We start from the raw sequence: 17,041 nt of genomic DNA on the forward strand, positions 1-17,041 counted from the left end.
AGGGGGCTTGCTCATGCGGCCGATTCATATGCAAATCGCGGGGCTGCAAAGCTACCGGGAAGCGCAGGACATCGATTTCAGCGCGCTGACGGGCGCGGGGGTCTTCGGCATCTTCGGGCCGACGGGCAGCGGCAAGTCGACGCTGCTCGATGCGATGACGCTGGCCTTGTTCGGGAAGGTGGAGCGGGCGCAGGGCGGCACGCAGGCGATCATGAACCAGGCGGAGCAGACGTTGTCCGTCTCGTTTACCTTCGAGCTGGGGCATGCGCTCGGCGTCAAGCGCTACCGCGTCGACCGCCAATTCAAGCGGGGCGGCGACGTCTCGGTGCTAGGCAGCCTGTGCCGGCTGATTCAGTACCGGGACGACGAAGCGGTCGTGTTGGCCGACAAGGCGGGCGAGGTCAATCAGCGGATTCAGGATATTTTGGGCTTGTCGATGGCCGATTTTACCCGGGCGGTCGTGCTGCCGCAAGGGAAGTTTGCGGAGTTTCTAACGCTGACGGGCAAAGACCGGCGGGCGATGCTTCAGCGTTTGTTCCATCTGGAGCCGTACGGCGACCGGCTGAGCGCGAAAACTGCCGCCCGTTTCAAGGAAACGGACGTGGCGATCCGGGCGCTCCAAGCGGAGCAGCAGGGCCTCGGCGACGCCTCGCAAGCGGCGCTGGCGCAGGCCGAGCAGCGGCTCGCGGAAACGCGCGAAGCCGCCCGCGGACTGCGCGAGCGGCTCGCCGCCTGCGAGCGCCGCGCCGCGGAGCTGCGCGCCGTGCGCGAGCTGCAGCGCGAGCGCGCGTCGCTGGCCGCGCGCCAGGCCGCGCTGGCCGCGCAGACGCCGCGCGTGGCGCAGCTCGCGGCGCGCCTCGCCCGCGCGGCGCAGGCCGAGCGGCTGCGCCCGCTCGTGCGCCGGCGCAGCGCCGCAGAGGCGCAGCTCGCGCAGCAGCGCGGCGCTGCCCGCGCCGCCGCGGAGGCGCTCGGCGCCGCGCAGGGCGCGCTCGCCGCAGCGCAGGCGGCGCACGCTGCCGCGCGCGAAGCGCTGGCCGCGCAGGAGGCGCCGCTGGCTGCGCGGCTCGAGCAGCTGCGCCAGGCCGCGCAGCTCGCGGCCGAGCTCGCCGCGGCGCGCGAGCGGCTGGCCGCGCTGGCCGCCGAAGGCGGGCGCCGCGAGGTGCAGCTGGCGACGCTGTGCGCGGAGCAGACGCGCGAGCGCGAGCTGCGCGAGAAGGCGCTGCAGCGGCAGGCGCAGCTGCGCGACGAGCTGAAGCGGGCGGAGGTGCCCGCCGCGCACCGCGAGCGCCTGCAGGAGGCGCTGCAGGACAAGCGCGAGCTGGAGCGGCTTGCGAAGCAGGAGGCGGAGCAGCAGGCGGAAACGAGCCGCCTGCAGGCGGAGCTGCAGCGGCTGAGTCAGGCGGAGGCGTCGCTGCAAGCGGCGCAGCGGGAATGGGAGCTGCGCGCCGAGGAGTGGGCGAAGGAACTGCTCGCGGCTTATCGGGCGTCGCGGGAGACGGAAAGCCGGCTGACGGGGCTGGAGAGCCGCATCGCGGAGGAGATGGCGCACCGCCGCAAAGCTCAGCAGCAAGCGGAGCTGTCGGCAATGGCCGAGGCGCTGGCGGCGCACCTGCATCACGGCGGAGCTTGCCTGGTTTGCGGCTCCGTGGCGCATCCAAATCCGGCGCTGCCGCAGGCCGTGGGAGCCTCGAACGGGAATTCGCCTGCGCGGCAAGACGAAGCGGCAATGCTGGAGCGGCAGCAGAACGAAGCCCGTGAAAGCCGGTTTGCGGTCCAAGGCCATTTGCAGTCGCTGCAAGCGCTGGAAACACAGTGGCGGCAGGCGGTGGAGGAAGAGCCGCAAGGGCTGCCCGCTGCGCTAGGCGAAGCGGCCGTCTCCTCGGCTATTACCGCAACGGAATCTTCCGCGGACAACGCGCAGCCCGGCATCGCCGGCGAACGGATTGCGGAAACGCTGTGGGCAGCGGCGGAATCTGCTGCGGAGGTCGGTCGCCAGATTCAGCGGCTGCAAGTGAAGCTTCAAGAGCTGCTGCAAAGCAAGCGACAGTTGGACAAGCAGCGGCATGACGGAGAAGCGCGCAAGCAAACGGCGCAAACGCTGTTCGACGCCCATGCGGCCAAAGCGGGCGAGACCCGCGAAGCGCTGAACGCCGTCCGTGCCGGCTGGCAGGCCAAATTTCCGGAGTTCCGGCCGGACGAGCTGGAAGAGCTGGCGGAGCGGCTGAAGCGTCAGGATCAACTGGCGGAGGAACTGCGGGGCCGCTTGGACAAAAGCGTGGAGTTTTTGGACGAGAAGCGGAACCGGATGGAGCAGCTCCAGCAGGAGCTGAGCGAGGCCGAGAAAGAATCCGTCCGGTTAGCGGCGGAACGGCAAGCGCTTGAGCAGCAGACGGGACAACAGGCGGAGCGGCTGCGGGCTTGGGTAGGAGACGAAGACGCTTCCGCATTGGCTGCCAAGGCGCAGGCGGAGCTGCACAAGCTGCGCACCGAAGCACAACGGTCTGTGCAACTGCTCGAAAAAGCGCAGGCCCGCCAGCAGGCCGAATCGCAGGCGGAAGCCGCGGCGCGCCAAGCGGCCGAATCGGCTCGGCTCGCTTACGAGGAAGCGGAAGCGGAATGGACGCAGCAAGCGTCCGCGGAAGGCTTCGCGACGGCAGACGAAGTGATGCAAGCGCTGGTCGAACCGGAGCAGCAGCAGGCATGGGCTGCCGAAGTGGAAGCCCACGGAAAGCAGGAGCACCAGCTCGCCGCGCGGCAAGCGGAGCTTGACGCCGAGCTGGCGGGACGGCAGGTCACCGAAGAAGAGTGGATAGCGCTGGAGGAAGAGCTGGCCTGGTGCAAAGCCGAGGACGAAGCGGCGCTGCAGGCGACGGCCAAAGCGGAGCGCGACCACGAGGAGCTGCAGGCGAAGCATGCCCGGTGGAGCGAACTGGAGGCGGAGCGGGAGAAAAGCCAGCAGGAGCTGTCCCTGCTTGGCAAATTGCAAAGCGTGCTGCGCGGCAACGCCTTCGTCGAATTTTTGGCGGAGGAGCAGCTCATACACGTCAGCCGTGTGGCATCGGAACGGCTCGGTCAGCTGACACGGCAAAAATATGCGATCGAGGTCGACTCCGGCGGCGGCTTCGTCATCCGCGACAACGCGAATGGCGGCGTGAAGCGACCAGTGACCACCTTGTCCGGCGGCGAAACGTTCCTGACCTCGCTGTCGCTATCGCTCGCCCTTTCGACGCAAATCCAGCTGAAGGGAGAGCATCCGCTCGAATTTTTCTTCCTGGACGAAGGGTTCGGCACGCTGGACCAAGAGCTGCTCGACACGGTTATCACCGCGCTGGAAAAGCTGCATTTGGACAAGCTGACCGTCGGCGTCATCAGCCACGTGCCGGAGCTGCGAGCGCGGCTGCCGCGCAGGCTGGTCGTTCACCCCGCCGAGCCGAACGGACGAGGCAGCCGGGTGACGCTGGAAACGATGTAGCATACTTCTACGCGGACGGTCATAGCTAATGATAGAATAAATAGAACAAGCTGCAGCGCAAGGGAATGACCATCACCAATCGCAAGCCGGACCGTCCGGGGAGCACGGCATGAACCGCCGAAGCGCGCGCGGCTTGCTTGCGACGCAGATAGCCCCGCCATTCGGGATCGACCTAGTGGCCGACGCGATCCCGGAAGGCTCGGTTCTTGAACTCGCAGTCTATAATCGCGAAGGACAGAAGAGCGGCTCCCGTTCGTTTCCGATCACCTCCAGAATTTCCGTCGATGTGGACGGAAAAGCCGTGCCGTTCGAGCAGCCTCCGGTTCTGATCGAGGGCAATACGTTGACACCGCTGCGCGCGATTTTTGAAGCGATGGGGGCGAAGGTGGAATGGGACGAGGCGACCCGGACGGCCATAGGGAAAAAAGGCTCGACGACCGTCACTGTGCTCTCAACGGAGCAAAAGTCGCCGTCCGATACCAAACCGGGGCCGCTTCAGGCGGTCGGCGCATGGCTTGGCTGGGTGGTGCAGCAGCTAACCAAGCTTTGGAACGATCTGATATAACGATTGAATTGCCAAAAAAGCTCGAACGGCCGGTTCCGCCTTTCACAGAACCGAGCCATTCGAGCTTTATATTTCGCACGTCTATAATCGGATTATGCTCTTTGAAGCTGCGGAGTTTCCTCCAAGATCGCCTTGGCCGACAGCCGCGCACTGGAGAAGGCGCGTTCCGCAAGCTCGCCTTTGCCTTGACAGCCGTCGCCGCAGAAGTAGAACGGCACGTTCTCGATCCGGTTCGGCAGCAGCCGGTTGCTTGCGATATTTTTGACGCTCGATACCATCGCTTTTTTCGAAACGCGCTTCACTTCCGTCGCTTCGCGCCAGCCCGGATAGTGCTGATCGAACAAGGCTTCCATCTGCTCGGTCTTTTTATCCAGATACGCCTTACGCTCATCCTCGCCCTCGAAGTTGTCGTTCAGGTACGCGATGCCCTGCAGCAGCTGCCCGCCTTCTGGAACGAGCGTGTGGTCGGTCGCCGAGACGTCGCTGATGAACAGCTTGTTGTCCATGTCACTGATGTAGCTGAACGGGCGGGCTACTACACGATTCAGGCCGATGTCGTACACCATGACCTCCGTCGACGTATTGTCCTCGTAAGGGGCCATGAACGGCTCCCACGGCGTATCTTTGAGCAGCTTGCACACCTGCTGTACCGGCATGGCGAAGATGACGCGATCGAAGTCGAGCTCGCGGGTTTTCGTCTGCAGCCGAAACTTGCGGTCCGCGTACCGGATGCTGTCTACGCCTTCGCGCAGCGCGATTTCCCAGCGGGAGGTCAAGTCGATTTTTTGCTTGAGTTGGTTCGTAATGACGGCCCAACTGCCGAGCACATAGTTAACCGGACGGTTCGACAAAAAGAGATTTTGGTAATATTCGCTGATCACCGCGCCCGAAACCTTCCGCGCCTCTTCCGGCGTGATGAAGAAGTTCGTACAGACAAGATGCTCCCACAGCTCCTTCACGTCTTCGTCTGCGTCCGACTGTGCCAAATAATCGCCCAGCGTATTGTAATTGCGCACGTTGTGAATGTTGGCGATGGTCGCCGTAATTTCCCCGACGAAGCGCATCTTTTGGAGCGGATTCAGCAGCTCCGTCCGCATCAGGTTGACAAAGTCGAGCGGGGCCGGCGTCAGCTGGTCGTTCTTGCAATACATGACCCGCCGTCTATCCACCTGCTTCGAGCTGAACGATAGTCCCAGCTCGCGCTCCATATCGCCGATGGTATGGCGGTCGATGCCGTAAATCGCGTGTGCGCCGTAATTCAGCGTAAAGCCCGCTTTTTCATAAGTAAATGCCCGTCCGCCCAGCTGCGGACTGCGCTCAAACAGGACGCCTTCGATTCCTTGATGCTCCGATAAATAAGCGGCTGCGGTCAACCCCGCAAGCCCTCCTCCGATGATAGCAACCTTCATGTTGTGTTCTCCTTTCCGTTCTGCTTCAAGTAGAATCGGTTCCGCTTCCTTGTTATGGCGAAGCCCTGTCCAAATCCAAGCGAGCTGCTCCCGCATCCGCTCGGTCAAATCCGTCTCTTCTTCGATCGTGCACCACAGCATGACCGTGCCGAAATAAGCGGTGGTCAGCATTTTGGCTTTGCCCGACTCGGGCAGCCAGCGCAGCAGGCTTTCGTACAGCGTTCGTTTCAGCTCTTCCATGGCCGCCTTCAGGCCTTCGTTTTGCATCGAAAGGGCGATCCAGCTGCGGATCAGCCGCCTGGAGGCGCCCAGCGCTTCGGTCAAATCCAGCATCAGCCGGTTGACGTGGCTTTCCAGTGACCGCACTTGCGAAGGCGTGCGGCTGCACCAGGCTTGAATAAGCTCCATCTGTTTTCTCGGGATCTCTCGCAGAATTTCGTCTTTGCCTTCAAAATAATGGTAGAACGTTCCTTTGGACGTCTGAGTCGCGGCGATGATATCGTCCACGGACACATGCTCGTATCCGCGTTCCACAAACAGCTTCAGGGCGACATCCATCAGGTAGTCGCGTTTTTTTCGCGTCGACGCTCTCATGAACCGGTCCACCCCTAAACCCCCTTTGGTTAGCACCGTTTGCCAAGCATTGAATCGTTCCAATTAGTATTATAGATAATATTAGACCGATAGTCTATAAATGAATCCCTGTTTTCGGGCCTAAATCGATGCTTATTTTCGTTAAAATAGATCACATTTTGAGAACGATCAGCTCACGATAGACAGTGCCGCGCAAAAAAATCGTGTTCTTGTTTTTTTGCCGCGATGAGTTTTCTTTTTGCCAAGTTTTCGGGTATAGTGGAAGGAGACAAACCTGAACCTGATAGTGGAAGGAGGGGAGAACGTGGACTGCATTTTTTGCAAAATCGTCGAAGGGTCGATCTCTTCGAAAAAAGTGTTCGAGAACGAGCATGTCGTTGCCTTTCACGACATTCATCCGGCCGCTTCTGTACATATTTTAATCATTCCGAAAAAACATATCGCATCGATGAACGACGTCGGAGCGGACGACTGGCATCTGCTTGGAGAAATCCACAGCTCGGCGCAGCAAATCGCCAAAGAACAGGGCGTTGCCGAATCCGGCTACCGTCTGATCAACAACTGCGGCAAGCACAGCGGGCAGGAGGTATTCCATATTCATTATCACCTGCTTGGCGGAGAAAAACTGGGGCCGCTCAATGCCCGCTAAACCCGGTGCGGCTCATTTTTGAAGTTTTGTTCCGGATAGGTTGACACCCAGTTTCCTTATCACCTATAATGAGGTTTGATGAATGTCTTTTTTCGTCTTGGACGGTCTGTTCGGAGGGAGGGAAAACTGGTGTCAGAAACTCGAGTTCGCAAGAACGAAACTATAGATGCTGCACTTCGTCGCTTTAAGCGTTCCATCGCCAAAGATGGCGTTTTGGCGGAGGTCAAAAAACGCAAGCATTATGAGAAGCCAAGCGTGAAACGCAAGAAGAAGTCAGAGGCTGCTCGCAAGAGAAAGTTCTAGGAGGCTTAATCGATGAGCTTAAGCGACAGACTAAACGATGACATGAAGCTTGCGATGAAGAGTCAAGACAAGTTCAAACTCTCCGTAATCCGTATGGTTCGTGCAGCTATCAAAAATCTTGAGATAGATCAGCGTAAAACCTTAGATGAACAAGAAGTACTTGACGTCTTGAATCGCGAGATCAAACAGCGCAAAGATTCCCTCCAAGAATTTGAAAAGGCCGGTCGTGACGATTTGGCAGAAAACCTGAAGGCCGAGGTCGCCATATTGATGGAGTACATGCCGCAGCAATTTACCGATGAAGAAGTAAAAGCCATTGTACAGCAGACCATCCAAGAAGTGGGGGCTTCTTCCAAAGCGGACATGGGCAAAGTCATGGGCGCATTGATGCCAAAGGTTAAAGGACGAGCAGACGGCAAAGTCGTCAATCAGTTCGTCCAACAGTTATTGTCTTAACAACAGCGGGAAACACTCCGAATAGTAGGAGTGTTTTTCTTTTTTGTTCGCAGTGCTGTGAATCAAACTTGCAATTATTGCGTAGTACCTCTTGGAAGCATTGCAAAAAACGCGCGAAAAGGAGGTCATCTTGTGCATTCATTCGGGAACAAGCGCTCAGCGCTGCTTTTTCGGCTTCCGCTTATCTTTTTTCTCGCAGCGGCGCTTCTGCTGTCCGCTCTAACCGGATTTCTGCCTGCGGAACCCGCAAGCGCCGAATCGTCGTCCTCGCCGCCGAAAGCTGCCCCGGTCGTCGTGATTCCGGTGCATCAAACGGTGGAGAACGGGCTGCAGACCTTTTTGCAGCGGGCGCTGGAGGAAGCGCAATCGATGGGCGCCTATTACATCGTGCTGGACGTTGATACGCTTGGCGGCCGCGTCGATTCGGCGCAGGAAATCGGTCAACTGATCAAAAACAGCCTGGTTCCGACGATTGCTTACGTGCACGGCAAAGCCATCTCGGCAGGGAGCTACATTGCGCTGAATGCCGGCAAAATCGCCATGGAGCCGGGAAGCTCGCTCGGCGCGGCAGCCGTAGTGGATGGGGCCGGGAATGAAATCGAAAGCGTCAAAGTAGTATCGTATTGGTCCGGCCAGATGAAAGCTGCCGCGGAACTGCGCGGACGGAAGACGCAAATCGCCGAAGCGATGGTCGACAAAAACGTCGGCGTGTCCATGCCGGAGATTGGCCGAACGTTGCCTAGGGGCGAAATCCTGACGCTAACTGCGGAGGAAGCGCTAAAAGTCGGTTATGCGGAGAAAGTGGCCGCCAGCTTGCAGGAGGTCGTACAGTTCATCGGCGGGGAAGAGCATCCGCTCGTCACGCTGAAACCGAGTCTGGCGGAATCGTTCGCACGGTACGTGACCCAGCCTTTGGTATCGACGCTGCTGTTGATCATCGGGATCGCCGGTATCGCGATCGAGCTGTTCGTCCCCGGCTTCGGGCTGCCCGGAATCGTCGGCGTACTCGGCTTCGGACTATACTTTTTCGGACATTATATCGCCGGATTCGCCGGGTTCGAGGAGATTGCTCTGTTTATCGCCGGTATCCTGCTGCTGTTGATCGAGGTGTTCGTATCGAGCTTCGGGATTTTGGGTTTTCTCGGCGCTGCCTGCTTGATCAGCGGCGTCGTGCTTGCCGCGTACAGCACGAAAGCGGCCGCGATGAACTTGGGTATTGCTTTCGTCGTTGCGGTCGTCGTCGTCGCCATTGTCGTGAAATATTTTAAGCATCGCGGCGTCTGGAACCGGTTTATATTGCGGGAAAAGCTCACCGAAGATAAAGGCTACGTTTCCGCGTCGTCCCGCAGCGATCTGCTTGGTCAGTCAGGCAAGGCGGTGACGCCGCTCCGACCGGCCGGGACCGCGCTGTTCGGCGACGAGCGCGTCGATGTCGTCACAGTGGGGGATTTTGTCGAAGCCGGCCGAACGGTCAAGGTTACTCATGTCGAAGGCGTCCGGGTTGTCGTACAGGAAGTCAAGGACCTAGGCTGAACGCGCCTTGCCGGTACGTCGATGGACCTACAACAAAGGAGGAATTTGTACGATGGATACATCCCTTATTTCAATTTTCTTGCTGGCAGCTGTCGTGATTATCGCGCTATCCGTATTTTTTACGTTTGTCCCGGTCATGCTGTGGATTTCCGCGCTGGCGTCCGGGGTGCGAGTCGGCATCATTACGCTCGTGGCGATGCGGCTGCGCCGGGTCATTCCGAGCCGGATCGTCAATCCGATGATCAAAGCGACCAAGGCCGGACTGGATTTAACCATTAACCAGCTGGAAAGCCACTTCTTAGCCGGCGGTAACGTCGATCGGGTAGTCAATGCGTTGATCGCGGCGCACCGCGCCAACATTCACTTGGAATTCGAGCGTGCGGCGGCGATCGATCTGGCCGGCCGCGACGTGCTTCAGGCTGTACAGATGAGCGTCAACCCGCGAGTGATCGAAACGCCGGTCGTCTCCGCCGTCGCCAAAGACGGGATCGAAGTGAGGGTTATCGCACGGGTGACGGTACGCACCAACCTCGACCGCCTGGTTGGGGGCGCAGGGGAAGAAACGATCATCGCCCGTGTCGGCGAAGGGATTGTCACCACGGTAGGTTCCAGCAGCTCGCACAAGGACGTGCTTGAAAACCCGGATATGATTTCCCGCACGGTACTGGGCAAAGGGCTTGATGCCGGTACGGCGTTTGAGATTTTGTCCATCGATATTGCCGATGTGGACGTAGGCAAAAACATCGGGGCGCACCTGCAAACGGAGCAAGCAGAAGCCGACAAGCGGATTGCGCAGGCGAAAGCGGAAGAGCGCCGCGCAATGGCCGTTGCCCAAGAGCAGGAGATGAAGGCGAAGGTCGTAGAGATGAAAGCGAAGGTTGTGGAAGCCGAATCCGAAGTGCCGCTCGCGATGGCGGAAGCGCTGCGTGAAGGCAAGCTCGGCGTGATGGATTACATGAACCTTAAGAACATCGACGCGGACACGCAAATGCGCTCCAGCCTTGGCAAAATGAACGAGCCGGGCAAAAACGACGACAATGCCTGATAGCCTCCAGCCGGGCGGAAAGGCGGGATAACCGATGCGTACCATCTTGGATCTGATATTGAGCAACTGGTTTGTCGTCGTTATTTTGTATATCGTGTTAAGCAGCATCGTGAAAAAATTAAAGACCGGCGGCAAGGGCGGGCAAGGCGTTCCGCAGCCGCAGAGAAGAACGCCGAAAGACAGCATGCCGCCCTTCGGTGGCGACGGCTCTGGCTGGCCAGGCTCGGCGAAGCCGATGCCTAAGGCACAGCCGGTCCAAGCGCGGCCGGCTGCTTCGGGCAGCGTCCGTCCGCGGCCTGCCGAAATGGAGCCCCGCCGGTCGCAGCTGGCGCCTCTGCCCGAGGATGTCGCTGCGGCTTCACCGGCGCCCGAGCAGCCATCTGCGGCCGCTGCAGCGTTTCCTTCCGCCGAGCCAAGGAGCTCAGGCGAAAGCGCAGCCGCTGCCTTCGGCGGCCTAACGCCGCAGGATGCGGCGCGCGGTGTGCTGTGGGCCGAGATTCTCGGCCCTCCGCGGGCCAAACGCCCGTTCCGGCGTTAATCGTTCATACGAAGCGTCTTCCTTTCGGTCCCGGTTTCCGGGATTGGCGGGAAGGCGCTTTTTGTTGTGGCACGAGAGGAGCATACCGTGTTCCGGGTCATATTTTCCAATTCCCGGCATAAGGTGTAAATAGCCGTGTTATGCTTTTTGGACTGCGGAGGAGGTTGCCTATGCGAAAGCTGACCCGCCGATTCAATCAATTGACCGCCAAATTACTCGACCTGCCGCAGGATGTCGTGATGGACTTGCCCCGTATAACGATGATCGGAAACAGGCAGCTTTATATCGAAAATCACCGCGGCGTATTGCATTTTTCCAACGAGATGCTCAAGCTGGCGCTGGCGACGGGGCGGGTGGAGGTGTACGGCTCGGAGCTTGTGATCCGCGCCATCTTGACGGAAGAAGTGTTCATCGAAGGCATGATCCACGATATCAAATATATTCCGTAGCCCGGAAAGGAGAAGTCGATCGTGAAATCTTCGTATATCCAACGCCTGCGAGGCTTTGTTCGGGTCGAAGTAAAAGGCGGGCAGCTCGAGAAGCTGCTGAACCGTATGACGGAGCGGCAGATGGCTATCTGGGACATCCAGTATGCGGCGCTAAATAAAGCCGAGCTGTCGATCACGATCCGCGACTTTTTCCGGCTTCGCCCGCTATTGAAGGAGACAGGCTCTCGCACTCGTATTCGCCAGAAACAGGGATTTCCTTTTTGGATAAACAAGCTGGAGAAACGCAAATTTTTTGCTCTGGGCGTACTTGCTTTTGTTATCGGAATCTATGTGCTGTCCTCGCTCGTATGGCATGTTCGCGTAGAAGGCAACGAGAAGCTGAGCCAGGGGCAGGTCCTGCAAGCCGCGAAGCAGCAAGGCATTTACAAGCTGCAGTGGAAATTCCGCTTGAAAGACCCCGCCGAGCTGTCCCGGGCGCTGCAGCGGGAGCTGCCGGGCACCGCTTGGGTCGGTGTGGAGGTAAGCGGGACGCATGTGATTATTAAGGTCGTCGAATCGACCGTGCCCGATACACCGCCGCTCCTTAGCCCGAGGCATCTGGTCGCTTCCAAGAGCGCATTGGTCACCGAAATTTTCGCCGAAAAAGGCAGGCCGCTTGTTAAGCCGAATACGTATGTACGCAAAGGAGACGTATTGATATCCGGCATCATCGGCGTCGAGGCGAACCAGCAGAGCGTTGTCGCCGCGGGAAAGGTCAAGGGAATTGTGTGGTACAAGCCGACCGTCGAAGTGCCGCTTACGCTCCAGTACAAGACCTATACCGGCGAAACGAAAAACCGCTCGTACCTCGTCTTTGGCAGCCGCGGCCTTCAGCTAAGCGGCTACGGGGAAATTCCGTTTGAGCAGTACGAAACGGTCCCCGAACGGAAAACGCTCAGCTGGCGGGGCTACACGCTCCCGATCGGATGGCTCAGCGAAAAGCTGCTGGAGGTGCAGATCGTCGAGCAGACGGTTGACCCGAAGGAAGCCTCGGAGCTCGGTATCGAGCAGGCCAAAGCGCAAATTTTGTCGGCGTCGGGCAGCGATTCGCGTATCGTTTCGGAAAAAATTTTGCATGAAAAGGCGGAGAATGGTAAAGTTTATATGGAAGTACTTTTGGAAGTGGAAGAACCGATCGCAACCGAGCAACCGATCGTCCCATAAAGACTACTGACGGAGCGGTTTACGGCCGGAAGGTTTTTTATTCATCAACAGCAGTGCGGGCGAAGAGCTGCACATTGCTGCCGTAGCGTATGCTTTCGAAGCAGTTCTCCTTACGGAAAACTTGGAGTTTACGTGCCGCCTTTGAATTCGGATTCTCCCCGATCATTTATATATTCATAGAATCCGAATTCAAGAGCGGCCGGAGGCAGCAACGTCTTGCTCGCAGCTTCGCGCCACTTGGGTGAATGAATCGCCTTCCCGCCGAAAACCCGGAGGAGAGATTAAGCCCTGTACATGGATCAAGAGACCACCGTAAAAGTCAGACTCAAAAATACGGCCGAAGCCCTCGCGCTCTTTGGGCCGCAGGACAAATTCCTGCACCTGATCGAACAGGATACGCAGGCCGCCATCTTTACCCGCGAGGAAGAGATCGTCATCCAGGGTCAAGCTGCCGATACGGCGCGCCTTGAGCAGCTGTTCACCGTGCTGCTGGAGCTGGTCCGCAACCAATATGCACTGACGGAGCGGGATATTCATTACGCGATTGACCTGGCCAAAGAGATGAAGGCCGATCAACTGCTCGATTTGTTTAAAGGCGAAATCGCCCATACCCACAAAGGCAAGCCGATTCGCATCAAGACGATCGGGCAGAAGCAGTATGTCAACGAAATTAAGAAAAAAGATATCGTCTTCGGGATCGGACCGGCCGGCACGGGCAAAACGTACATCGCCGTCGTGCTCGCCGTCTCCGCGCTCAAGGAAGGCAAAGTGAAGCGGATCGTACTGACGAGACCTGCGGTCGAAGCGGGCGAGAGCCTCGGCTTTTTGCCCGGCGACCTGCAGGAAAAGGTTGACCCTTATTTGCGTCCATTGTATGATGCTCTTAACGACGTGCTCGGGCCGGAGCAGGTGCTCAAATCGCTGGAGCGCGGCCTCATCGAGATCGCCCCGCTCGCCTATATGCGCGGCCGGACGCTCGACGATTCGTTCATTATTTTGGACGAAGCACAAAATACGACGCCGGAACAGATGAAGATGTTTTTGACGCGCCTCGGATTCGGATCGAAGATGGTCATCACCGGCGATGTGACGCAGATCGACCTCCCGCGGGGCAAATCATCGGGGCTGGTGGAGGTGCAGCGCATCCTTGCGAACATTGAAGAGCTTGGTTTTATCCAGTTTGCCGAGCAGGACGTTGTCAGACATTCATTGGTGCAAAAAATCATCATGGCCTATAATGAGGACAAAGAAGGCTGAGGAAGGGCTGACCTTTCGTCATGAACAACCGCGTTTCCATTCAAGGCAAATTTCAATACCGGCTTGCCGGCTGGAGATACAGCGCCATCGTGCGCTTTCTTCTGTTTTTAGCGCTTGCCGTCGTGTTTTACGTCGCTCTGCTGTACCGCATTGTGCCGCAGACGTATGACATTCAGTTGGGAAGCGTTACGGAGAAGGATATTCTGGCCCCCAGGGCGATTGCGAACGAAGTAGCAACGGAAAAAGCGAAGGAAGAAGCGGCCGCACGGGTGCAGCCGGTATATAAGATCGCCTCGCTGCGCAACGAAGCGGCGGTCGAAGCGATTTTTGAGAAGCTGCAGCAGATCAACAGCGATGCCGAGGTTTCCGTCGCGGACAAAGTCAATATTTACAAAACGGTCATTCCGACGATCATTCAGGATCATTTGGACCGCCAGACCAAGAGCTTCACGGATAGCGGTCAATACAATGACCTGTTGCTGGCGGAAATGCGCAAAAACATCCGTGAGCAGCAGTACCGGATTCCGGAGGAAACGTTCTACAAAATTCCACGGCTCGCCAAAGAAGACCTGACCGCGATGGAGCCCGTGGCGAAAGAGATCGTCGTCAAGTTGGTGAGCGACCAGATTACAGATGCGCAGACGACAAGAGTCAAGGTGCCGGAATTGGTGAATTCTTCGACGCTGACCAAGAACAATGCGCGCGAGCTGGTTCAGGAGCTCGTGCGCGCGGCGCTTTCACCGAACAAATTTTACGACCAAAAAGGAACCGAGGAAGCCAAGGGACACGCGCGCGACAATGTCAAGCAGGTGATGATCAACAAAAACGAAGTGCTGGTTCCCAAGGGCGAAAAAGTAACGGAAGAACTGTATCAACGTTTGGCTTCGCTCGATTTGCTGAAAGACGAAGCCAGCTATTGGCCGAATCTCGGACTCTTTTTATTTATCGTCTTGTGCTGCCTGTTTTTGTATATGTATGTCAGACAAAGCTCGCTTCCGATCAATCAGAATAACGCTCAGTTGTTCATGTACGTGCTGATCGTCGTCTTGACGATTGCCGGGATGAAGCTGTTCTCACTGCTGCAAAATTTGGATTACCCGTATATCGGCTACTTGGCCCCTACGGCGATGGCAGCCATGATGGTGACGATTTTGCTCAATTCGCATCTTGCATTTGTGACCGCGGTCGTTTTGAGCGTCATTTCCAGCGTCATTTTTAACTCGGATCATCTGCAGTCGTTCGAATTCAAATACAGCCTGCTGACGCTGACCAGCTCATTTGCGGCGATTTTCTCGATCCAGCGGGCAAGCCAGCGCTCCTCGATCCTGAAAGCGGGGATGATGGTATCGCTATTCGCTGTGGCGCTCGTATCCGCGCTGCTGCTGCTCGAAGATCACGAAACGCGAAAGAACGTGCTGTTTGCCGCTTCGTTCGCCTTAGGGAGCGGACTGCTGACCGCCGTGTTCGTTATGGGCCTGCTGCCGTTTTTCGAAGTCGCCTTCGGCATTTTGTCGCCGCTCAAGCTGGTCGAGCTTTCCAACCCGAACCATCCGCTGCTGCGCAAGCTGCTGACCGAGACTCCTGGAACCTACCATCACAGCATCATGGTCGGCAACTTGTCGGAAGCTGCGGCGGGCGCGATTGGCGCCGACGGATTGCTCTGTCGGGTCGGAGCCTATTATCACGATATCGGGAAGACGAAGCGGCCGAGTTATTTTATCGAGAATCAGTCGCATTCGGAAAACCCGCACGACAAAATCGAGCCGGCGCTGAGCAAATCGATCATTGTGGCCCATGCGCGCGACGGCGTCGAAATGCTGAAGGATCATAACATTCCGAAGCCGATCCGCGATATTGCGGAACAGCACCATGGCACGACCTTGCTGCAATTTTTTTATCATAAAGCGAAAAAGCTCGCCGAAGAACGTCAGGAGAAGCCGCCGGAGGAGACGGAGTACCGCTATCCCGGTCCGAAAGCCCAGACGAAGGAAGCAGCCATTGTCGGCATCGCCGATTGCGTCGAGGCGGCCGTCCGCTCCCTGCGCAATCCGACCGTCGAACAGATCGACTCGATGGTGCGCAAAATTATCAAAAACCGGGTTGACGACGGCCAGTTTAACGAATGCGATCTGACCATCAAGGAACTGGATCAGATCGTTAAGATTTTGAACGAAACGCTGCTTGGCATTTTCCATTCGCGAATCGAATATCCCGCCGATATGCCTGAGCCTAAGACGGCGGAGAAACAGGGAAAGACGAAGCTCGAAGCGAAGATGTCCGAAACGAAGAAAGAGGTGAAGCCATGAGCCTGAAGCTTTCATGGAACAGCGATCAAATCGCTTACGAGATAACGCCGGCTCTCATCGAGAGGCTGGAAACGCTGCTTCGCCTTGCCGGCAAGCAGGAAGAAGTGCCGGATGGCGAAGTGGCGTTGACGTTCGTCGACGACGCGGCCATTCAAGAGCTTAACAAGCAGTATCGGGGACTGGATAAGCCGACGGACGTGCTTTCGTTCGCCATGCGGGAAATGGGCGAAGACGAGATCGAGATCATTTATGGCGACGACGGCTTCGAGGAAGTGGAGTACGCGGACAAGACGGGCGGAGAAAAGTCCGGGACGGCGGAGGACGATGATAGCGACGACGGCTATGAAGAGCCGCTCGGCGATATTATCATCTCGGTGCCGCGGGCGATCGCCCAGGCGGACGAATACGGCCATTCCGTCGAGCGGGAGCTCGGGTTTCTGTTCGTTCACGGCTTTCTGCATTTGATCGGTTACGATCATCAGGACGAGGAAGAAGAGAAGGTCATGTTCGGCAAGCAAGAGCAAATTTTACAACAGGCGGGATTGACGCGGTGAAGCAGCCGGTCAAATGGCAGCGCAGCTTTCGGTACGCTTACGAAGGCGTCAAATACGCCCTCGCGACCCAGCGGAACATGAAATTTCATTTTTTCGCCGCGTTGGTCATCTTGGCGCTTGCCTTGTTCTTCGGCCTGCCGAAGACGGATATTTTATTTATTTTACTCGCCGTGACGCTCATGATCGTCACGGAATTGATCAACACCGCCGTGGAAAAAGCGGTCGATCTGGCGATGCCCGACCTGCATCCATTGGCCAAAATCGCGAAGGACGTGGCCGCCGCTTCCGTACTGGTCACGGCAGCTTTTGCCGCCGTAACGGGAATGATCGTATTTTACGATCCGATCGAACGGCTCATTCAAACCGGCCGGGCGGGAGGCTACCCCATCACCGCGGGAGCGGTATGGATTTTACTTTGCTTGGTCATCCTGACAGTGATTGCGGTGCAGACCCGCTTCTCCTCCAAAGGAAATGGGGTGAAGCCGAGTCTGCTGACGGCCGTCGCTTTTGCGGTCGCCGCTCTGATCGCCTGCCGGGTTCAAGATACGCTTGTCGCATTGCTGGGCTTTTTGTTGGCTACGGTACTGCTGCTGGCGCTTCACGACAAACGCAAGCGGCCTTTCGGCTCGCTGCTGCTCGGTGCGCTGCTTGGCGGATTCATTACGGTACTGGCCTATTATTTATATCCCATGTAGGTTGCGAAAGGGG

The 17,041-nt window shown here is 57.8% G+C and carries 15 protein-coding genes; 14 read left to right on the forward strand and 1 reads right to left on the reverse strand.

The window, feature by feature from the left end; genetic code table 11:
• Positions 1-13: 13 nt before the first annotated feature.
• Entirely contained in the window at positions 14-3,472 is a 3,459-nt protein-coding gene (locus BLO51_RS08480; RefSeq protein WP_090669754.1) for an AAA family ATPase, read from the forward strand.
• Positions 3,473-3,581: 109 nt separating this feature from the next.
• On the forward strand, positions 3,582-4,037 hold the full coding sequence (locus BLO51_RS08485) for a stalk domain-containing protein (protein WP_245719585.1): 456 nt from the start codon (positions 3,582-3,584) through the stop codon (positions 4,035-4,037).
• A 92-nt stretch (positions 4,038-4,129) separates the two neighbouring features.
• On the opposite strand, the gene BLO51_RS08490 is transcribed toward BLO51_RS08485, so the two are convergent.
• Entirely contained in the window at positions 4,130-6,040 is a 1,911-nt protein-coding gene (locus BLO51_RS08490) for an FAD-dependent oxidoreductase (protein ID WP_245719586.1), read from the reverse strand.
• Positions 6,041-6,344: 304 nt separating this feature from the next.
• Between BLO51_RS08490 and BLO51_RS08495 the strand changes: the two genes are divergently transcribed.
• From BLO51_RS08495 to BLO51_RS08550, 12 genes are all read left to right on the forward strand, one after another.
• Complete coding sequence (locus BLO51_RS08495; RefSeq protein ID WP_090669760.1) at positions 6,345-6,689, forward strand: histidine triad nucleotide-binding protein; 345 nt, start codon at positions 6,345-6,347, stop codon at positions 6,687-6,689.
• Positions 6,690-6,818: 129 nt separating this feature from the next.
• Entirely contained in the window at positions 6,819-6,992 is a 174-nt protein-coding gene (gene rpsU / locus BLO51_RS08500) for a 30S ribosomal protein S21 (RefSeq protein ID WP_010491812.1), read from the forward strand.
• 12 nt (positions 6,993-7,004) lie between these two features.
• On the forward strand, positions 7,005-7,448 hold the full coding sequence (locus BLO51_RS08505) for a GatB/YqeY domain-containing protein (protein WP_010491814.1): 444 nt from the start codon (positions 7,005-7,007) through the stop codon (positions 7,446-7,448).
• 132 nt (positions 7,449-7,580) lie between these two features.
• Positions 7,581-8,981, forward strand: coding sequence for an NfeD family protein (locus BLO51_RS08510; RefSeq protein WP_090669763.1), 1,401 nt, complete (start codon positions 7,581-7,583; stop codon positions 8,979-8,981).
• Between the two features lie 52 nt (positions 8,982-9,033).
• Positions 9,034-10,026 carry a flotillin-like protein FloA gene (gene floA / locus BLO51_RS08515; RefSeq protein ID WP_090669766.1) on the forward strand — a complete coding sequence of 331 codons (993 nt, stop codon included), beginning with the start codon at positions 9,034-9,036 and terminating at the stop codon, positions 10,024-10,026.
• Positions 10,027-10,060: 34 nt separating this feature from the next.
• Entirely contained in the window at positions 10,061-10,564 is a 504-nt protein-coding gene (locus BLO51_RS08520; protein WP_090669769.1) for a hypothetical protein, read from the forward strand.
• A 170-nt stretch (positions 10,565-10,734) separates the two neighbouring features.
• Entirely contained in the window at positions 10,735-11,013 is a 279-nt protein-coding gene (gene yqfC / locus BLO51_RS08525) for a sporulation protein YqfC (protein WP_090669772.1), read from the forward strand.
• 21 nt (positions 11,014-11,034) lie between these two features.
• Positions 11,035-12,216 carry a sporulation protein YqfD gene (gene yqfD / locus BLO51_RS08530; protein ID WP_090669775.1) on the forward strand — a complete coding sequence of 394 codons (1,182 nt, stop codon included), beginning with the start codon at positions 11,035-11,037 and terminating at the stop codon, positions 12,214-12,216.
• Between the two features lie 294 nt (positions 12,217-12,510).
• The gene (locus tag BLO51_RS08535) at positions 12,511-13,473 is read left to right on the forward strand and encodes a PhoH family protein (protein WP_090669779.1); all 963 of its coding nucleotides are present in this window, start codon (positions 12,511-12,513) and stop codon (positions 13,471-13,473) included.
• A 20-nt stretch (positions 13,474-13,493) separates the two neighbouring features.
• Positions 13,494-15,779 (forward strand): HD family phosphohydrolase, encoded by a 2,286-nt coding sequence (locus tag BLO51_RS08540; protein ID WP_090669782.1) that lies wholly within the window; start codon positions 13,494-13,496, stop codon positions 15,777-15,779.
• Positions 15,776-16,333 (forward strand): rRNA maturation RNase YbeY, encoded by a 558-nt coding sequence (ybeY, locus tag BLO51_RS08545; RefSeq protein WP_090669785.1) that lies wholly within the window; start codon positions 15,776-15,778, stop codon positions 16,331-16,333. Before BLO51_RS08540 ends, ybeY begins: the two co-directional genes overlap by 4 nt.
• Positions 16,330-17,028: a diacylglycerol kinase family protein gene (locus BLO51_RS08550; RefSeq protein WP_090669787.1), complete on the forward strand. Its 699-nt coding sequence runs from the start codon at positions 16,330-16,332 to the stop codon at positions 17,026-17,028. Before ybeY ends, BLO51_RS08550 begins: the two co-directional genes overlap by 4 nt.
• Positions 17,029-17,041: the final 13 nt, after the last annotated feature.

It is taken from the genome of Paenibacillus tianmuensis (assembly GCF_900100345.1).
GTDB classification, from domain to species: Bacteria; Bacillota; Bacilli; order Paenibacillales; family NBRC-103111; genus Paenibacillus_G; species Paenibacillus_G tianmuensis.